Origin of the sequence: Ensifer sp. Root954, from assembly GCF_001429005.1 — a bacterium.
GTDB classification, from domain to species: Bacteria; Pseudomonadota; Alphaproteobacteria; order Rhizobiales; family Rhizobiaceae; genus Ensifer; species Ensifer adhaerens.
In genome coordinates, this window is the sequence record NZ_LMJM01000003.1 from 67,434 (window position 1) to 86,080 (window position 18,647).

The following is an 18,647-nucleotide window of genomic DNA, read 5'->3' on the forward strand; positions in this document are numbered from 1 at the left end:
ATCAGCGGCCCCCTTCCACGATGAAGCGGACCCGGCCGTTCTCGGGACGGCTGGGATCGTTGTCGAGCCGGGCAATCTCGGCGCTGGCGATCGGCAGGATCGCCTCGGCGGCATAGTCCACACCGGGCTGATCCATCCGGGCAAAACGGCCCACCGGCGCGTTGCTTTCGTCGGTGGTGCCGATCCAGGACACGCCGTCGATCCGCATCGCGCGGGCGATCATCGGCGACAACGCCACGTCCGCTCCGAACTCCAGGACATCCGGATGAAAGAGCCCGCGGGTTCCATCCGGCAGATCGCGATTTGAAAAGAGCGCCAGGAGATCGCGGTTGATGTCCGACGCATAGGCGTTGGGCGCGGCACAGACAAAGAGGATGATGTCGAGCGGTACGAAGACCGGCGAGACAAATTCCAGATCGTGGCCCGCCAACCGATGATCTTCGATGAACGCGCGCAACTCGGCCTCGACTGCAGCGTCCACCTCGCCGCCTCCGACGAGGTCGAGCGCCAGCGTGACCGTGTGCCAGCTGCCGGTCCAGCGGCGGCGCCCGAAGGCTCGTTCGACGCTCGGGTGGCGGGCGGCAACCACGGCGTAGTCGGCCGCCGTGACCGCACGACGCGAGACGCGAAACGCCTGTGGCGCGGCAACATGCACTGCCGTGCGTGGTTCCGGCAAGATGCCGCCGGTTGCCGGGACAGGGTTGCTCAGCGCGAAGATGCCGTTGCCGTCGCCGGTCACCACATGGGCGATCGCGCCGGCCCCGATGTTGCCGCGCAAACCGCCGCCGTGACGGATACGCGCGACAAACGCGGCTCCATCGGTTGGGCGGCGGCCCAGTACCCCGTCGCCGAAGCGCACATAGGCCGCCCCTGGCACGGTGCCTGCCTCGACCGCCACATGCGGCGCGAAACGCTCCGACGCCAGAAGGTCCGGCACCGTCGTCCATATCTCGCCGTCGCCGACGAGCGCGACCTGTGCGACCGGTTCGGCCACCGGCGAAAGCGACGCAGCCGCCGAGGCGGTGCGTGCACTCTCCGGATCGAAAGGCGGCGCGCGTACCACTTCTGCGGCGGCCAGCCGGTAGCGCAGCACCTGGCCAGGCCCGTCATCTGGCAGCAGGCCGTCGGTGGAGAGGGTTTCCAAGAGGATTTCGTCTTCGTGCGCGGGGTCGCCGTGATCGACGGTACGGCCTTCGTCGACCAATAGAACATTGCCACGCGCCACCGACATCGGCTTGCCATCGAGGGTACCGATCGGCAGAGCGAACCTCAACGCGTCTTCGGCGAACCAGCGCACCTCAGTCAAGGCGAGACCGAAGATCGGATCACTTGCAGGCTTGGGGCCTTCCGACAGACGCACGACCTGGCGGTGCGTCGGATCCGGCGGATCCTCGGTGCTACCGCCAAAAGGAATGCGCTCCTCCAACAAAAGAAGATCGCCTGCCGCAAGGTCAAGATCGCCGGGAGCCTTCGTCAGGAAAGCGGAGGTTGCGCCCTTGGTGAGGCAGCAGCCCTCGTCGCCCCAATCGTGGAAGCCCGCATCGTTGCGCGCCACGCGCAGCGACTTCAGCGGTTCCAGTGCCTCGAACACCACTGACCCACGTCGGACCATGTCTTCGAAAAGCTCCGCCTCTGGTGTGATCACCGTCGGCCGCTGCTGCCCACGGTCCTCTGGGCGGGTCAGGAACCGGGTGCCGCGCGCAATCACGTCAGGTGCGCCATCCCGGTCGACATCCGCCGTCACGGCGACGGCTGTGCGCGCATTGCAACCCTCGCCCGGACGATAGCCGAGCAGCCGGGCGTGGCGCACGAGTGACTGCCGAAAGCGCGTGCGCTCGAAGAACGCTTCGGTGCCTATGGCATCCTGAAACCAGCTCACCTTGTCGGCAGCATCCGCCAGCACCTCAACAAGGGTCACGCCCAGGTCCGCCGGATTGCGCTCGGTCCAGTCGGCCATGGTGGCAGACATGCGGTCCAGCATCATCGTGCGAAAGCCGGTGAAATCGCGGGTCAGGTAATCTGTCGGCGGCCCCTGACGACGCGCCGGAACCGAAAGTGCAGGGTCGGCGCAATCGAAATCCGAGCGGCATTCGACTTTGAAGGAGAAGCACACGCTCGCCAGCTGGCGATCCATATTGGCGGGCGGTGCAGCGTTCACCGCCCCTTGCCGCAGCGACAGCACATAAGGCGAGAAATCCCCGGCCTGGTCCAGGGTCAGCCGCTGGGTCAACCCGTCCGGCTGCAGCGCCAGCGATAGCACCTTGATGCCCTTGACCCGCGTTCCGCCTGTCACCGCGAAGTTGTCCTCGTTCAGGGCCGCGACGCCATCGGGTTTGAGGAAAGCTACGTCGAGCAGTTTCTGCGCCATGCCAGCCGGTGCGCCGCTGTCCAACACCTCGACGAAGTCGATGCCGTTGATCTCAAGCCCGCCGCCCATGTCGGCGTTGCTTTCCAGAACCCTCTGCCGGCGCAGCGACGTGCCGCAATGACACCTGCACTTCGTCATATCGCGCCCTCCACCACGGCGCGGCGAATCTCGTCGTCGCCGAGGCGGCTGTAGACGACCGTGACCCGCAACTGGCTGTCCACGGCCTCAACCCGCACACCACGCAGTTCGATCACCTCGACCAGCCATTGCTGAAGCGCCCCCTGGACCATGTGCTGGACGGCGGCTGCGATCTCCGGCGTGTTCTCCGAAAACACCATCTCGTGCAGCCCGGCACCGAATTCAGGCCGGTTGAGCCGCTCGCCGCGGCGCGTGAACAGCACCTGCTCGATCATGTCGCGGATCTGCTGGTCGCGGTCGGCCTCGGCCGTGGTTCCGGCGGCTGAGATCCGGTAGGGGAAGGAAAACCAGGTCATATCGCGACAACCTTGGTTTGCGGCGAAGACCAGACCACCGGACCGTTGGGGATCTGGCCGGATTTGCAAAGGTCGCCGGGATTGACCAACAACACCGGCTTGCCGGCCGACTGCACCTTGCTGGCCGCCTTGGTGAACTCAGCAATGAGACAGGGCTGCGGCTTGGGTTCGGGCGTCGTGAACGGGCAACCTGCGATCGTGCCCTTGTCGCCGAGAAGGGCTGCCGGCGTGCCGTCGATCAAAAGCTTCACACCCGTCGCCGCGATCGTGATCGGGATGGAATGCGGGCAGGTGGCGACGGTTCCCTGCGTGACGATCGGCGTGGTCATGGCAGCACCTTCAGATTTCCGTTGTTGATCGTGACCCCATCGGGACCAAGCTTGACCGTCGATCCGAAAAAGCTCAGTTCCATGGCGTCCGCCCCCGCCTTCAGCACGGCATCCCCCATGGCCGTGGTCATGCTGAGCGTGAGTTCCCCCATGCCCGGCGCGTCGAGCACCTCCAGTTTGAAGTTGTCGCCCGCCCAGATCCGCGTCAGCGCCTGCGTCGGTCCCATCGCCGCCGGCGTGTCTCCGGCGTCCCAGAACCCGCCAGACCAGATTGGATAGTCCGGGTCGCCGCGCTCGAACTCGACCCAGACATTGGCGCCCGAGGGCGGGATGGCGAAGATGCCAACGCCCGGTCCGGCGCCCGGCAGACAGGGCATGGCCCAGGCGAGCGTGCCATCCCCCATGACATCAGCCACGCTGACCTGCACCCGGCCAAGGCCCAAGGGGTCGATGTTGAGCTCAACCTTGCCGCGGTATTTGCCGAAGAATTTTTCGTCCTCGCAGCTCATATCGGCGATACCTCCGGTGCGACGGCCGGCAGGATCGGATAGAGCCCGTCGCGCTGAAGTGCGAACGACTGGGTATAGGCACCGGGTTTGAGCACGTGCCTGACTTCGGCCACCGTATAGGTTCCGTTGTAGATCATCCCCAGGCCGCGGATATCGACCGCGTAGTAGGGTTTAAGCACCGCGTTGTAGCGCGTGTTGTCGATGGTGCCGGTCACCTCCAGTACCCTTTCGGCCGGTTCGTTCACCTCAGCCATCAGACGCGCAAGCACCTGCGCGGTGTTGAGGCCCGAGGTCACTATCTCCTTCGTCTTGATATTGCCCATCTGCGTCAGCGCCTCCGACAGGGCCGACATCGGCGTGTTGGTGGAGGTCGGGATCTCCAGCGAAACCACCTGCCCTGTGGAGCGGTCATGCACCTTGGCGCGCGCAGCCGTCAGGGTCTCGCCATCGTGGTTGACCGTGACGTCGTAGGCATCCGACATTGGCCCCAGATTGACCGAGATCGGCTTCTGCGGCAGGCCGGGGCGCGGCACCGGACCGAAGTAGAGCTGGCTGATCCCCGGCGCCGGGCCGGGATCGATGAACACCTTGTAGCCGTGGCGCCTGGCCATCTTCTTGGCATAGCCGAGGTCCGTGCAGGTCTGCTGCGGCGTGCGGTCGACCGGGATCGGCGGATCGATCACCGGCGGCGGCATAATCACCGGGATCACGCCGTAGGTGGCATATTTCAGCGCCATGGCATTCATGATCACGGTTTCGTCCTGAGCCGGGTGCTGGGCTCGTTTCTCTTCGCGGTCCATGACAAAGGTCAGGTCGCGGCCCAACATCAGGTACTTGCCTTCATTCGACCCTTCGCCGGGTATGTACTGGGTCTTGGTCACCACCCCGTCGAAGATCGGCGTCGGCATCACCCCGTTCCAGACAACGACCACCACCCGTGCTCCGCGCTGGAACCGGGGATCATTGACGAACGGAGGGCCAAATGCGCCAAGCGGTCCCTCTCGCCCGGCCAGCAGCGTGATCTTGAAGCCTGAGTCCTTTTTCATCGCCTGGCGCACCTCGATCTCTTCGATCGCCTCCATCGCCTCGAGCGGTGCGGGCAGCACGACGGCCTCCCTGCCCAGAAGCAGCGTGACGCGAATGCCGAGGATGTTGCCGAAGGCGCTCACGTGGTCCTGCCTCCCCTCGCATCGGGCATCGGAATGACCAGTGGAGCGCCGGGCACCGCGGTCAACTGGTCGGGATGCGCGGCGGAATTGGCATTGGCGATCATCCACCAGGCGGTCGCCTGGCCATAGGTCTGTGCGGCGATGATATCCGCGCGGTCGCTGTCGGTGACGCGGTGCTGGCGCGCCACGGTGTGATCCTCGGGGTGCGGCAGGATCGGCGGCACGATGTGGCGCACTTTGCTGCCGTCCGGCCGGGTGAATTCGGTTTCGGTGGCGATGGCGTATCGGCTCGTTGCTGTGATCATCACGCCCTCTCAGAAATCCAGGTTGCCCGCCACATCGGCGATGTTGTTGACGCTTGCGACGGTGGCGAGCGTCTCCTTGATCACCTGATGGGTCAGGAAGGCCCAGTAGCCCGGGTTGGTCATCGACAGATCGTTGTAGGTCAGCACTTTCATCGAGACCGCGACATCGGCGCGGATCGGGTTTAAAGCCGGGTCGTGCGCGGTCTCGGTGATCGACAGACTTTCGATCTTGACAGGCACCACCCGCTTCCAGCCGTAGATGAAAAGCGTCAGCGGTGCGGCCGGCGGCACCACCTCCATGGTTCCCGCCAGCATCAGCGCCTGGTTGATCGCAACGGCGATGGTTTTCGGATAGACCATCATCTCGAGCGCTGCGAGATAGCCCGAAATGCCGCCGCCCAGAGGTCCGTTCTCGCCCTCTTCCATCTGGTCGATCAGGTCCATCTTGAGGTTGGCGCTGATCGTCTCCGTGGGAGGCCCGGCCAGCCGCAACGGTTCCGCCCGCCCGTTGCCTGCCTGGCTGTAGTTCGGCGCGATCGACCGGGTGATCTGGTCGGGGTTGTACTGGAAGATCGCCACCGAAGAGAGCGGGTTGAAAAGATCAAGCCCGACAAGAGCGCCTTTCTGGACTTGTGGGGAGATGGTTAGACCCGTCATAGCAGGCTCCGATCTGAGACGCCGGACGTGGAACCAGTGAAGTCATTCTTTGGAAACGGTCTCATCTGTCAGCACTCAGCTTTGCCCAGAACCCGTCGCTGCCGGTGGGATTGATCTCGATTTCGGTATCGTTCTTCAGCACATAGGGGCCGTCCGGGAGGTACTTGATCCAGTCGCCGGACTTGTCACGCCCCACCTCGATGACCTTGATCCGGATGGGTAGCGGTCCGAAGGTCTTCAAGTCCGACGTCTGGACGTAGAGGTAGACGTCGAACAAGGTCTTGGCGTCGCCCCGCCCTTGCGCGAAACCACCGGAAGGCCCTGGCAGGATGGTGTGATAGCTCGTTACCGTCCCGCTCGGATCGGCGATTTGTCCACGGCGTACCGACTGGGTCGATTGCCCGCCGGATCCGGGTTGGCCGCCGCTGCCGCCGGCCGCGCCGCCTGCGGGCTTCTGCTCGGGGGGCTGTCCCGCGGGCTTGTCTTTTGCCGCGTCGGGTACGGTTTGCTTGTCCGCCGGTGGGCTGCTTTTGGCGGTCGGCGGGCTGCTCTTGTCCGGTGGATCCCAGACCTCCGGAGTGCCCGGAGGCGGCGGCGATTCCGGCTCGAGCAGCTTGCGGAATTCTTCCGGCAGTTTGCTGCGGTCGACCTTGCCTGCGTTGTCAACGATTCCAGTGCCCAGGCGACCATGTTCGCGGATTTCCTTCTGGGTGGCCCGGCGCTCGTTCATGCCCGGCGGGAAGCCCGGCGGCGGTTTCGAGAGGTCGCTGCCGCCCCGTCCGCTACCTGGATTGTCGATGTCCTCGCACGGGACCTCGGCCGCGTCAGGCAGATCGGGCGCATCGCCGATATGATCGCAAAGCAGCGGCTTCACCTCGGGCGGCAGGATGTCCTTGAGATGGCTGCGGATCGTCTCGGCGATTTCCTTCGGCAGGTTCTGGATGATCGCCCGGCCGAGGATGAACTCCTTGATCAGGTCCTGTGCGACACAGGAGCCCAGCATGTGCGACAGAAGATACTCGCTGGGCGAGATGTCGAAGAGCGAAAGGATGTAGTCGACACCGGCAACGACGCAGGAAATTCCCACCGTTTCGAGCCCGCCGGCGGCGCAGGAGGCGATGCGGGCGACGTTGAACACATGCCGGGCGATGCTGATCAGGGTCTTGGCAGCTTCCCAGGTGTCCATCACGGCTTCATAGATGCTGCCGAAACGGGTCTTGATCGCCTCGGCCGCCTCTTCGACCTTGGCTTCGATCTGAGCCGCGATTTCCTCATACTTCTTGACGAACTCGCCTTCGATCGAGTCGGTGTATTTGCTGAAATCGGAGCCGATCATCGACTTCAGCAGCGATTTGAACCCTTCCTCGACGCAGTCGACCAGATAGGCGCCAACCTGCGGCAGCATGACCTTGATGATCGCGCCGAAGATCACGCCGCCGACCTTCATGATCGCCTTGCCGATCTTGCCGCCACTCGTGCGCTTCTTCGCGCCCGCCAGGAAGTTTTCGAACTTGGTCTTCAGCCGTTGGTAGATGTTGAGCGCCTTGACGAAAGTCGCACCAAAGGTCTTGCGCATTGCCCCGAGCATCCGCCCCGACCGCCCTTCCATGAGCTCGGCACGGTTGAATTCGGTTTGCGCCTTGGTCAGCGCGGCTGTGTCCTGCACCGGTCGCGAACCGTCGGGACCGGTGCCACCCAGCAGCTTGACGGTGTTCTGGATCGCTGTGTCGAAGGCCAGCTTGGCGATGTCCGCCTTACCGGTCCCGGTCTTGATGTTGGTGTAGTCGGCAAAGGTCCTGGTGAAGGTTCTCTGCTTTTCCTTCCAGGTGTTGTACTGCGCCTGGAACGGATCCTCCTGTGGCGGCAGCGGCTTTTTTGGTTTCTTGGGTTGAACGCGGGCATCGGCATGGCGCAGCGGCATCACCTTCTTGCCCGTCGGCGAAGAGACCATTTGGTCGTACAGGGTCTGGCTCGCCTCGGTCAGCTTGTCGCGCCGGTTGGACCGTGATGTGCTGGTGTCCTGTTCCTTGATTTCATCGGGCCAGAACACATACTCCCACAGGAACTTGGCGCCGCTTTTCTGCCGGTAATAGGACTTCCCCGTATAGGTGAACCCTGTAACGTTCTCGTACTTGTCACGACCAAGGATCGTCTTGCTGTACTTGTTGAGGCGCAGCTTCAATGCACTTTCCAGAGGGATGAAATCGCCGCTGCTGGCGGAGCTCGCCATCTTGGCGGCGCTGAAGTTGGTCCTGGCGAGCGAATTGCTTCGCGACGACCCGGTCAGGGTTCCGGCTGGCGCGGTGCCATTCTTGACGGCCTCGCTCTGTTCCACCGTCTTGTTGTAGCGCCGGGCGGCTTCGTTGAAACCGGTGGCGTAGTCGCCAACCTGTTTTTCCGCGTCGCTCATGCGATCCCTGTCACCGGCGAATTTTACGTCGCCAATCTCGTAGCTCGAGGGCGCATCGAGTGCGGATCGAATGAAGTCGGTGGTCGCCCAGCGAGGGCTCGATTCCGTGCTGTATTTCTCGTAGCCTCCGCCCGGTCTCAGCGCGGCGCCGCCGATGTGAAGCGACTTTCTTGTGTCGTAACCCAGGCTCTTGGGTACGACGTTCTTACCGCCGTCCGACACGACGTACCACGGCAGTGCGGTCGGCCCGCCAGCGCCAGTTCCGGTCCCCGTCCCGGTGCTGCTGCCAATGCCAGTGTACGGTGCAAATCGCAGTCCCCAGAGCTTGTTGGGATCTGAGATGACCAGGTCGGCATAGCCAAACCCGTCGTCCACAGAGCCCTTGTCGCGCTGCGCGTTGGGCACCGCCACCTCACCCATGAGTTTTGCATTCTTCTTGACCGCGTCGGCAACGACGAGGTCATGGGTGGGTGTCTTTTGGGGATCCTCGCCGAAGTAGAGCGTTTCGCTGATGATCTCGGACGGGACGCGGCGCACTTTCGGCTGCACTTCATCCGGCTGGGTCTGTTGCAGCACATGCGCCAATTCGTGCGCCATAGTGAAGGACGGCGCTTCCGCTTCGTTTCGCCCCAGCCAGACATGATTGCGGTAGGTAAAGGCGAGCGACGAGATGCTGTCATTCAGCGCATCCGAGGCGCTGCCGCGATGGATGCGCACGTCAGAGAGGTCGCGCCCCATGCGGCTTTCGAAAAAGTCTCGGGTTTGCGGCGAGAGGGCGCTGCCGCCGGATTCCAGCTGACCGGCCGAGGCGGCAATGTGTTCGGTACCCGCAGGGCCGTCGGCCCGCATCCGCGGCATGTCAGTCAAGTCATGCAACATCTCGCGCTCAAGCAGCGGCGAGGGTATGCGCTGCACCGTCGCTACGGCCCGACGCGGCATGACCGGCATCTCTTCCTCAGCAGCGCTGCAAGCGGCGCATTTGCGTTGAACGACCGATCTGCGTGCCATCACTTCCGGCTCGTCGTCTTCGCTCCGGCGCTGAAGACCGGTGCCGGGGCGCTGGGTCATGACGGTCGCTGCGATTGAATCCGCTTCGGCCTCGTGCGGATGGTCAACCGGTCCCACCTCCAGTCTCGGTATCACCGGCGTTTCGTCACCTCCGCAGGCCGAGCATTTCCGCCTGATGCGACGGGGCATGGCGTCCGGCGTTTCTGCGTCGAGCCCGGCACGTTGAACGGAATTTGGCTCGCGGGTCGCCATCACACGTCCGGCTATGTCATCCGCTTCGCGCTCGAACGGGTCGTCCACCGGGCCCACTTCAAGCCGCGGCATGACTGGCATGGTGTGCTCGTCATCCTCTCGGGCGCATTCAGCGCAGACGCGCTGAACCGAAGGAACCGAGGACAGCGAAGAAAGCAGGCGCCGAGGCACCTGGTCTTGATCCGGCAACGGCTCGGCCTTGTGTTTCGTCGGCGTCGCGACGGCAAAGGCGGGGGGCTTGGCGGCTTGGGCGACGCTCACGGACATGGCAGCCCCCCGGCAGCTGGCCTGGTGCTGCAGGTAATCGCCGGCGCAGGTCGCGCTATGTCGCCCCGCCCTACCATTCGAAGCCGATCCCTGTGAGGACCTGGTGCGCCCTTTGGCGCTCCGGTCGGCCTGAAGTGGCGGCATCCTCGTCGCCCAGAGGCGCCAGGAAATTGTAGAGTACCTCCATTTGCACCGGTCCGAAATCATAGCCGAGGCCGCCGCCGGCCTGGAGGCCGAACCCGGCCGGAAGATCGCCGCGCGCGGTATCATAGTAACCGCCTCCGAAGATCCGCCCGTAGAGGGACCGGTAGACACGATACTCCGCACCGCCGCGCAATCCGGCGCGGATAAAGGCGTCCCGATCGTCGACCGGCACATCGACATGAACGCCGGCGGTCAGGGCACCGCCGGCCCAGTCCAGCAGCACATTGTATTGCAGCGAGGCGACGAAACTTGTCCTGTCGCCCGCCACCTCGGCGCCTAACAAGCCGGTTCCCTGACTGGTGAAATGGAAGCCCTGATAGGCAAGCGCGCCGCCGAGCCCAGTCCAGAACCCGACCCTGGTCGCCGGATCGGTATACGCGACCTTGAGCGTGACCGGATTTTTGTAGCCGTCGAGAAAGGCAGCCAGTTCGTCGAAGCTGGTTTGGATATCGATGCAGCCTGAGCTGCCGCGCAGTAGCCCGCCGTGCAGGAAGAACGCGCTTCGCCTTCCGGCATTGCCACACGGCCCCTCCCTGACCGCGACAGGATTGAGGTGCACCCGTCCCGCCCCCCAGTCGCCGGCATGAATGCTCTGCCCCTGGACCGTGACGTTTTTCTTGCCGACGATGCCGCCGACCAAAAGGTCCAGCTGTTCCCCGGTTGAAAATTGGCTGATACCCGGTGGCGAAAAACTATAGGTGCCCTCCGGGATCGGCCCCTTGTCCTTGATGCCGGTGAAACGTTTGTCGTTCAGATAGGTGTCGACATCGACATCTGCGCCGCAGGCCTTGGCATCCTCTTCGGTAATCTTGATCGGGCGACCGGAATCGCCGTCGTAGCGCATGATTTCCTCGCCGTCGCCGTAAACGATCAGTTCCTCACCGTTGAAGACCATCGTGACTTTCTTGAAGTCGGTGGCCTTGCGTTCGCCGTCCGGCGCGCGGCGGATGGTTTGCTCGCCAGCGGTCTGTTGCAGGCTATGCGTCAACTCGTGCGCCATCAGGCGTCGGCCCTCGGTGGTTCCGGGGATGTACTCGCCCTTGGCCAGCGCAATATCGTTTCCAAGCGTATAGGCGCGCGCCCCGATCATGGCCGCGGCCTGATCGACCTGCGGCCCTTCATGGACGCGCACATGCGAAAGGTCCCGCCGGAAACGCGGTACGAAGAAGCCGGCTTCAGCGACACTGAGCATGCGGCCGCCCGCAGAAACCGCTTTGGCCGCCGTGGCAGCGCCGGATGGCCCGCCCCCAGTGTTGCCCCGAGTGTTGCCCCCGGACCCGCCGCCTTGCCGCTGCACCGAAGCGGCCGTCATGGGCGTGACAGCCCGTGCAGCACTGCCCTTTGCGACGGTACCGGCAACCTGATCGGCCTCGCGCTCATAGGCGTCGTTCGCCGGACCGACCACCGGCTTACGCTGAAGTACGCCGGGCACCGCGCTGAGCGATCCGGGCAGCCGCATCTTAGGTTCACACACGCCCGAGCCACCGCGGTTGCGTGCGGAACGGGGCATCGAACGTCGGGCACGCAGAGCAGCGCGCAGGGACATCAGCCACCTCCTTTCGGGCGGGTGAGCGCCCCGGCGATCCGCTGACCGGCAAGACGTCCGAGCGCGTTAGGGCCGCGCCCTGCAGCCGGTGGCAGGCTCAAACGCAAATGATCGGCGCCACCCTGCCCGGCCAGCGCGCCGCCATTGGCGGCAAGCTGCGCGGCAAGCGCCGTCCTCAGCCCCTTCGCCAACGCGGCAGCGTCGCTTGCGTGCACGCCATGAACGCGAAGCCGGTCGATGTTGAGAACGATCCGTGGCCCGGCAGTCATTGCAGCCACCCCGCGCGTTCAGCGTCGGTCATCGGCCGGCCAACCTTGTCGTATTCGAGTTGCGCCGCCTGCAGGATCTCGGCCATCGACACTGCGCAACCGCGGTCGGCCGCGAGGAAGGCCGCGCCCAGCGCGATGTTGCGGATCGATCCGCCGGCCAGGTTGAGCTGTGCCAGCTTGTCGTAATCCAGTTGCTCGCGAGGTTGTGCGTCAGGAAAGATCCGCATCCAGATCGCCCGGCGTTCGACCAGATTGGGAAAGCGGAAATCGACGATGAAGCGCAGGCGACGCAGGAACGCGTCGTCGATATTATCGCGCATATTGGTGGTCAGGATGCAAAGCCCGCGATAGGCCTCGAGCCGCTGGAGCAGGTAGCTCACCTCGATATTGGCGTGGCGGTCATGGCTGTCCTTAACCTCGGAGCGGCGGCCGAAGAGCGCATCGGCCTCGTCGAATTGCAGGATCACGCCGCCATCCTCGGCCGCATCGAAGACCCGGCGCAGGTTCTTCTCGGTCTCGCCGACCCATTTCGAGACCATCGCGGAAAGGTCGACGCGGTAGACATCAAGGTCGAGCGCATTGCCTATGACTTCGCCGGCCATCGACTTGCCCGCGCCCGACGGGCCTGAAAATAACGCCGAGACCCCGAGCCCCTTGTGCTGGAGCCGCACGCCGAAGCCCCACTCCTCGTAGACCTGCGTGCGGTTGCGCACCTGGGCAATGATGCTTTCGAGCACATCCTTCTGTCGCGGCGCCAGGATCAGGTCGTCCCACGTCGCGGGCGAGGCCACGCGATGCGCCAGGTCGTCCATGCGGGGCCGCGCGGTGCGGCGGCAGGCCTCCCAGGCGCAGGTCGCCAGATGCTTCGGATCGCGATTGCTCTCCAGCGACATTTCTGCAGCGACAGCACGCGCAACTTCGGGAGCCACGCAGAAGGTGGCGGCAAGGCGCGGCAGGGCCGGGATAAGATCGGTATCGTCATCACTGAGAACGCTGTGCCACACGGCAAGCTGCTCGGACGCCTTCAGGCGCGGCATCTCCAGGCGGAGCGCCAACCGGTGACCGACCCGCATCGGTTCGACCGAGGCGATGGCGAGCGGCCCGCCATAGGTTTCGGCAAAGAGCTGGGCGGTCCGTGTCTCGCCCATGTCGTCATGCATCAGCACCAACCGCCCGGCACACAGCATCATATCCCGGGTGAGCCCAGCGGCGAAGTCCACCAGTTCGACGGCTGTCTGGGGCAGAAGCTGCGAGTTCAGCGCATAGGTGATGGCGTTGATCCCGGCTGAGGCTTCGGCAAAAGCGCAAAGCTTGCCCTCGGGATCGCCGCCGGTCAGGTGCAGCACCGGTGTGTCCGGTAGAGACAGGCGGGAACCGATTTCCCGGGCGAGCGTGGCGCGGTTGGGTGCCAATGACAACGGTCGCGGAATGCGGCGCAGCAGGGCGGAGGCCCCGGCGTCCAGCGAGGGCGCACCGACAAGGCGCAGCAGCACCGTGTCCGCAAGGCGCAGGCGCGCATCGACCAGCGAGCCGCTGCCCTCGATCCGGACTAGCCCTGCCCGGCGCAGTGGCGCCTCGGCCGACAGTCCCTTCCAGTGTGCGCCCGGCAGACGCGTCAGTGCCAGCGACAGCGTGGGGGCAGAGGTCAAAGGATCGTCAAGCAACCGGGCGACGATGTCACGCCCGTCCGGTTCCAAGGCGACATAGGCGCACAAGAGCAGGATGTTGCGACCGAACGCATCCAGTCGGAAGATTTCGGCCAGCTCGCAGGCAGCGGTGCGCGGCGGCTTGGTTTCGGCGACCGGGCCGTGTTCGAGCCAGGCGCGCACGACCGGGAAGGCGTCGGCCAGGGACGCGATATGTTCGGCGCGGCTCACAGCGAAAGCTCCGGGCCGATGATCTGGCCATAGGTGGAGCTGCCCGCGGTGCTGTCGAGCGTGACCGGGCTGAGGAGCCCGTCGACATCGGCCCTCACCAGATAATCGCCGCGCGGCAAGCTGACAAAGGAAAAGGTGAGCGAGGCGGCGTTCGCTCCACCCTCCACAGGGATACGCCCGGCCAGGATCACCTGCGCCGGCGCTGCCGGGTTGCGGACATCGAGAAGCAACCGGACCGCCTGATCCGACCGGATCGAAGGGGTGAAGCCGATATCGACCGTACCTGTCGCCGTCGTTCCACCCGCCGGCGCGGTGATCGTACCGACGACGATCGCCGGGCTGAGTGCAAAGGCCAATGCGTTGGAGCGGGCGCGCACGTGATCCGGCTGGTCAGCGCTGGTCCTGGGTGCAATCGCCTGCAGTTTGTGGACGCCGACGGCCAACTCGACGCCGCCGAAGGTGGGGGCATCGAGCGTCACTGCAAGCGCCGCCTCCGACTGCCGAACCCCGCTCATGGCAAGACCGCCACCATCGACTTCCAGCTCGAGCCCCGGCTTGGCCAGGCCCCTGCCCGCCACGTGGAGGATACCGCCCCAGACCGGCGGGATGATACTGCCGGGCGCCCTGCCCGCTGCGTCGAGCCGGAGCGTTGAAACCGGCGAGACCCAAAGCCCGGGATGCGCCACCGGGGTAGGAACCGGTGGCGTGGCGGACGTCTCGATCACCACATGGCTAACCTCGTAGGAGAGCGACAGCGCATAGGGGACCTGATAGAAGATTGACCAGATCTTCGAGAAATCATCGATCGTCATCAGTTGGCGCGTCACGCGCAGCCGCGCCAACGCCGCCTCCAGATCGCTATCTTCCAGCTCGTCGTTGTCTTCGATGGCGTTGTGGATCGTGGTCTTGCTCAGCAGCGGCTCATGCTCCAGAGCCAGCATCACCTCGCCCAGCATCAGATCGGGCTCGAACGCGTCGTGATTGCCGTAGAAGCTCATTACATAGTGCAGGTTCAGCGCCAGCTTGCTGGGGCCGCGCATCTGGCCGGTGGCACCACGCGTCGGCAGATGGTCATTGGCATGGGCGGCATTGGGCTCGACCCGGTAGAGATGAAGATTGACGAGCGGCGCTGCATCCTCGGCAAGCTTGGCCGTGGGCGCCCCCAACCGCACCTTGGCATTTGGCACCGCGGCGTTGGCCGCCGACAGGATGCGCCGGAGAAAGGCTGCGCTGACGGTGGATATGGCCAGCGGGTTGCTCATCGCCCACCTCTCCCGTCGAGAAAGTCATCCAGGCTGATCCCCCGAGCCTCCGCCCTTGCCGGGGCTGGTTGTCCGCCTCGCGGCGGATCCATCACCACTTCGATGGTGCCGATGCGGATCTCGACCTGGGGCGGCTGTTGCGGCTCCACAGCTCGGTCAGCGTTCCTGCCTCGCGGGACCTGCGCTGCCCAATTCGGCGCGGTATCCTCGCGCGCAAGCAATGGCGGGGCGGCCCTCGGGACCGGGACAATCGATGATCGCGATACCGGCCGACCATCGGCAGCGACCGGGGACGCCGCCGGTTCGGGATCCGCCCGGGCCGTTTCGCCGGACATGTCCCCAAGAGCGTCTGCAAGTGTGCCGTTAGCGATCACCGGCGCCGGAGCGGACGGCGCGATGGGCAACGAAACGGGAGCGTGCGCGACCGGAGGGGTTTCAACGGCCAAAACGGCTTGCGACGACGTTGCCACCGGTGGCGTGACCGCCGGCCTCGAAGCAAGAGCAGCCGGAGCAACGCCTGCGGCGGGCGCCAATGGCATCATGCGGCGCGACGGTGCAGCCGGTGCCGACGTGGCTGGCGTGACCGGCGCTGCAGCGTGTGTCGACCTCAGGACCGTCGTAGCTGCTGCGGATATGGTCGGACCCGCGACGGGGGCGGACGCCGGAGGGGCGGCCTCTCTGGTGCGCGGGGTGCGCGACGGAGCCTCGGAAGACATGGACGGCACCGGCCTGTCGCTGTCGGAGGGTTCGGACCTTTCACCCAGCGTTTCGAAGGGGCCGGGCCGGCGCGGCGCCAGCCGGGGCAGCGTGCCGCGCGCGCGCGCGGCAAGGTTGCTCAGGAACGCGCTCATGCCAGTGCCTCGGCCACATAAAAGGCCCGCCGATGCTCCGGCAAAGCGAGGATCTCGGCCTCGGACCAGTGGAAGACCCGAGCGATGTGCACGACGTCATGCAGGATCTGCCGCGAAATCTGTTGCAGCTCATGAGCGACGAAATGCACCGAATCGAAAGCCACGGATTGCCTGGCGCCGCACTCCGGGCAGCCGGTCTCCAACCACACATCGGCGCCCGGATCGATCGCCTCCAGAGCCTCGGCAAGGCCATCGAGCGGCAGATCCATTGCCGTTTCCTGGACCCGTGCCGCCAGCATCCGCGCAGCCGTTTCAGGTTCGGCGATGGTCTCGATCTCAAGAATGTCGCCGACGGTAACCGGGCGCACGACCGCCTCGCAGCCACCGATCATCACCTTTTGAAAACCAGGTTCTGGCCAAAGCGCCTCCCCCGCCAGCCCGAGGCTGGCGGGTTCGAGCGTGAGCTCGTAGATCTTACCGCACGCTTCGCAAACCGGTTCCGCCCGGAGCGGGCCCGACCTCAGTCGTGCCCGGATCGCCAGAACCAAACGGTCGCGCGCCCCCATAGGCAGGGCCAAGAGGGTCCCGCACGCGGCCTCGGGATAGGCCCGTTGCAGCAGCGCGACCGACCATTGAGCCGGCGACAGCACGCTCGCGCGGTCGGCCAGCTCAATCACCGCGGAGGCGTCCAGCCGTGAGGGAGCTCCCAGGGTCATGATCAGGCCGGAACTTCGAAGCTGGGCTCTTCAGGCTCAGCCACGTCTTCGTCCCGCTCCCATCCCTCGTTCTCCAGCTTCAGCGTCTGGATCGCGATGGCGCTAGCCGAAGCGTCCATGTCGGAGAAGGCCGAAAACTCGGAGGGCCAGCAACGATAGAGCTTGTAGGCCAAAACAATCTGACCGGCCTCGTTGTAGATTTCGAGTATCAGGTCCTTGCGGAAATCCTTGAGCGACACCTCCGCCCCGAGGCCCGCCCCATAGTTCCACACCTTATTAGCCCATTGCTCGAACTGCTTGGAATGGGTAACCCCGCGCTCCAGCGTGATTGCCTCATATTCGGTCTGGCCAGGCGACTTGCGGCTGGTCGAGGGGTCGCCACCTTCGCGGTGCTTGACCACCTCCGTCGAGCGCTTGAGCGCTGAACACTTGCTGACGCCTGCAACGTAGTCCCCGTCCGGCAAGCGCAGACGGAACTTGTACGTTTTATAGGGGTCGAAACGGTCGGCATTCGTGGTGAACTGTGGCATGTTTGTCCGCCCTCCCTTTAGGACGCGCTGCGGATCTGCTGGATCGAAATGATGACGAATTCGGCCGGCTGCAGCGGCGCGAAGCCGACGACGATGTTGACGATGCCGCGATTGATGTCGTCCTGCGTGGTCGTCGATGCGTCGCACTTGACGAAATAGGCCTCCTTGGGGCTCGCCCCCTGGAACGCGCCCTGCCGGAACAGCCGCTGCATGAACGATCCCACCGAGAGACGGATCTGTGCCCAGAGCGGTTCGTCATTACCTTCGAACACAACCCATTGTGTGCCGCGGAACAGGCTCTCTTCGATGAAGAGCGCGAGGCGCCGGACCGACACGTACTTGTAGTCGTCCGACAGCACGTCCGAGCCCGCCAGCGTGCGAGCGCCCCAGACGACGCGGCCGATGTTCTGGAACGACCTCAGACAATTGACGCCGATCGGGTTGAGCAGGCCGTTTTCCTGATCGGTCAGCTTCACGGTCAACCCCTGGGTATTGGACAGCGTTGCGGCCAGGCCGGCCGGCGCCTTGAAGACCCCACGATTGACGTCGGTGCGGGCGATCACGCCCGCCACCGCCCCACAGGGCGCGAAGGCATCGATTTGACCGCCGCGCAACGGATCACGTTTGAGAAGCCGCGGAAAATAGAGCGCGGCGTTGCGGGCATTGGTGAGTGGAAGCACCTGGTCCGTGGCGTCGAGCTGGGCATTCTTCGCCGTCGTCGCCGCGGTGTCGGGGTTGGCGTCCCATTCGTTCGGCGGATCGACAATGTAAAGCGCGCGCCTTTCAGCGCAAAGTGCAGCGGCCGTTTCCCTGACGGCCTTGGGCAGGGTGGCCTCGCGGGTGTCGGGTGGGATGCAGAGCAGGTTGAAGATGTCCGCCTTGCGCAGCGCCTGCATGCCGGTTTTCAGCGCCGGATCACCTTGGTAGGTCGCATCGGCCAGCGTCGTTCCGTCGTCGCCTCCGGTAGCAGTACCTGTGGCGGCATCCGCGGGCCGGCTATTGGAAAAGGTCGGGGCCGGCGGCGCTTCAACGAGGTTGCTCTGGGCCGCGAGGATCCGGTCGAACCGGCGCTGGCCCGCATCGCTTCTCATCGACAGGGTACGCAATACCTCCCGGGTGTCAGTGGCAGTGTCGACGATCTCCAGATCGAAGATGTCGTTGACTGTCAGTCCGTACTTCTTGGCAGCTGCGGCCGCGCCCTCGGGATCGGCGACGTCGGGGTGCGAGATTTTCCCTGAGAGCGAATTACCCCAGGCACCAGGGCTCTTGGCCCGCAGGATCAGGGTGCCCACAGTCAAGCCTGCATAGCCGTCGCCGCCGTCCTGCTCGAACAGCCGTACGATCAGGCATTGCCCGCCGCCGTTGGCGAAGAAATCGTCGACGGCGTAGGAGACATTGCTGTCGCTCCAAAGCCCACCGAAGCGGCGATTGAACTCGCCCATGTTGAAGCAGGGCGTCGGTTCCCCGACACCCCCCTTTTTCGTGCGTCCGACGAAAGCGGCAATCGAGGTCGGCACACCGGCGACGGTTCGCACGCCCGAGTCGAGCTCCTGAATGTAGACGCCGGGATAGGTTGGAGAGATGGGCATGCGCGGCTCCTGTTCTCAAACGGATCGTGAATGCA

At 64.9% G+C, this 18,647-nt stretch carries 15 protein-coding genes; all 15 read right to left on the reverse strand.

What is annotated here, in order from left to right; all coding sequences use genetic code 11:
- Nucleotide 1: 1 nt before the first annotated feature.
- The gene (locus ASE71_RS36175) at nt 2–2,506 is read right to left on the reverse strand and encodes a hypothetical protein (protein WP_063891165.1); all 2,505 of its coding nucleotides are present in this window, start codon (nt 2,504–2,506) and stop codon (nt 2–4) included.
- Nucleotides 2,503–2,862, reverse strand: coding sequence for a GPW/gp25 family protein (locus ASE71_RS04200; RefSeq protein ID WP_060519094.1), 360 nt, complete (start codon nt 2,860–2,862; stop codon nt 2,503–2,505). Before ASE71_RS04200 ends, ASE71_RS36175 begins: the two co-directional genes overlap by 4 nt.
- On the reverse strand, nt 2,859–3,191 hold the full coding sequence (locus ASE71_RS04205; RefSeq protein ID WP_060519092.1) for a hypothetical protein: 333 nt from the start codon (nt 3,189–3,191) through the stop codon (nt 2,859–2,861). Before ASE71_RS04205 ends, ASE71_RS04200 begins: the two co-directional genes overlap by 4 nt.
- Nucleotides 3,188–3,700, reverse strand: coding sequence for a phage baseplate assembly protein V (locus ASE71_RS04210; protein ID WP_060519090.1), 513 nt, complete (start codon nt 3,698–3,700; stop codon nt 3,188–3,190). Before ASE71_RS04210 ends, ASE71_RS04205 begins: the two co-directional genes overlap by 4 nt.
- Complete coding sequence (locus ASE71_RS04215; protein ID WP_060519088.1) at nt 3,697–4,869, reverse strand: hypothetical protein; 1,173 nt, start codon at nt 4,867–4,869, stop codon at nt 3,697–3,699. Before ASE71_RS04215 ends, ASE71_RS04210 begins: the two co-directional genes overlap by 4 nt.
- Nucleotides 4,866–5,174, reverse strand: a complete 309-nt coding sequence (locus ASE71_RS04220; protein ID WP_060519086.1) for a hypothetical protein — start codon at nt 5,172–5,174, stop codon at nt 4,866–4,868. Before ASE71_RS04220 ends, ASE71_RS04215 begins: the two co-directional genes overlap by 4 nt.
- 9 nt (nt 5,175–5,183) lie before the next feature.
- Nucleotides 5,184–5,831, reverse strand: coding sequence for a hypothetical protein (locus ASE71_RS04225; RefSeq protein WP_060519084.1), 648 nt, complete (start codon nt 5,829–5,831; stop codon nt 5,184–5,186).
- Between the two features lie 61 nt (nt 5,832–5,892).
- Complete coding sequence (locus ASE71_RS04230; RefSeq protein ID WP_060519082.1) at nt 5,893–9,768, reverse strand: DUF4157 domain-containing protein; 3,876 nt, start codon at nt 9,766–9,768, stop codon at nt 5,893–5,895.
- A 70-nt stretch (nt 9,769–9,838) separates the two neighbouring features.
- Entirely contained in the window at nt 9,839–11,518 is a 1,680-nt protein-coding gene (locus ASE71_RS04235) for a DUF4157 domain-containing protein (RefSeq protein ID WP_060519080.1), read from the reverse strand.
- Nucleotides 11,518–11,787 (reverse strand): hypothetical protein, encoded by a 270-nt coding sequence (locus ASE71_RS04240; protein WP_060519078.1) that lies wholly within the window; start codon nt 11,785–11,787, stop codon nt 11,518–11,520. Before ASE71_RS04240 ends, ASE71_RS04235 begins: the two co-directional genes overlap by 1 nt.
- The gene (locus ASE71_RS04245) at nt 11,784–13,664 is read right to left on the reverse strand and encodes an ATP-binding protein (protein ID WP_060519076.1); all 1,881 of its coding nucleotides are present in this window, start codon (nt 13,662–13,664) and stop codon (nt 11,784–11,786) included. The genes ASE71_RS04240 and ASE71_RS04245 overlap by 4 nt, the downstream gene beginning before the upstream one ends.
- Nucleotides 13,661–14,926, reverse strand: coding sequence for a DUF4255 domain-containing protein (locus tag ASE71_RS04250; RefSeq protein ID WP_060519074.1), 1,266 nt, complete (start codon nt 14,924–14,926; stop codon nt 13,661–13,663). Before ASE71_RS04250 ends, ASE71_RS04245 begins: the two co-directional genes overlap by 4 nt.
- An 847-nt stretch (nt 14,927–15,773) precedes the next feature.
- Nucleotides 15,774–16,454: a hypothetical protein gene (locus ASE71_RS04260; protein WP_143034295.1), complete on the reverse strand. Its 681-nt coding sequence runs from the start codon at nt 16,452–16,454 to the stop codon at nt 15,774–15,776.
- A gap of 41 nt (nt 16,455–16,495) precedes the next feature.
- Nucleotides 16,496–17,023 carry a phage tail protein gene (locus ASE71_RS04265; protein ID WP_060519070.1) on the reverse strand — a complete coding sequence of 176 codons (528 nt, stop codon included), beginning with the start codon at nt 17,021–17,023 and terminating at the stop codon, nt 16,496–16,498.
- A gap of 17 nt (nt 17,024–17,040) precedes the next feature.
- A complete protein-coding gene (locus ASE71_RS04270) occupies nt 17,041–18,558 on the reverse strand; it encodes a phage tail sheath family protein (protein WP_234824543.1) in 1,518 nt (505 codons plus the stop codon).
- Nucleotides 18,559–18,647 lie beyond the last annotated feature (89 nt).

What these genes read in the sequence shown, in the direction of transcription:
- ASE71_RS04240 (WP_060519078.1), bottom strand. Translation starts at nt 11,787, where the DNA reads ATGACTGCCGGGCCACGGATCGTTCTCAACATCGACCGGCTTCGCGTT.
- ASE71_RS04210 (WP_060519090.1), bottom strand. Translation starts at nt 3,700, where the DNA reads ATGAGCTGCGAGGACGAAAAATTCTTCGGCAAATACCGCGGCAAGGTT.
- ASE71_RS36175 (WP_063891165.1), bottom strand. Translation starts at nt 2,506, where the DNA reads ATGACGAAGTGCAGGTGTCATTGCGGCACGTCGCTGCGCCGGCAGAGG.
- ASE71_RS04265 (WP_060519070.1), bottom strand. Translation starts at nt 17,023, where the DNA reads ATGCCACAGTTCACCACGAATGCCGACCGTTTCGACCCCTATAAAACG.
- ASE71_RS04235 (WP_060519080.1), bottom strand. Translation starts at nt 11,518, where the DNA reads ATGTCCCTGCGCGCTGCTCTGCGTGCCCGACGTTCGATGCCCCGTTCC.
- ASE71_RS04250 (WP_060519074.1), bottom strand. Translation starts at nt 14,926, where the DNA reads ATGAGCAACCCGCTGGCCATATCCACCGTCAGCGCAGCCTTTCTCCGG.
- ASE71_RS04220 (WP_060519086.1), bottom strand. Translation starts at nt 5,174, where the DNA reads ATGATCACAGCAACGAGCCGATACGCCATCGCCACCGAAACCGAATTC.
- ASE71_RS04205 (WP_060519092.1), bottom strand. Translation starts at nt 3,191, where the DNA reads ATGACCACGCCGATCGTCACGCAGGGAACCGTCGCCACCTGCCCGCAT.
- ASE71_RS04200 (WP_060519094.1), bottom strand. Translation starts at nt 2,862, where the DNA reads ATGACCTGGTTTTCCTTCCCCTACCGGATCTCAGCCGCCGGAACCACG.
- ASE71_RS04230 (WP_060519082.1), bottom strand. Translation starts at nt 9,768, where the DNA reads ATGTCCGTGAGCGTCGCCCAAGCCGCCAAGCCCCCCGCCTTTGCCGTC.
- ASE71_RS04225 (WP_060519084.1), bottom strand. Translation starts at nt 5,831, where the DNA reads ATGACGGGTCTAACCATCTCCCCACAAGTCCAGAAAGGCGCTCTTGTC.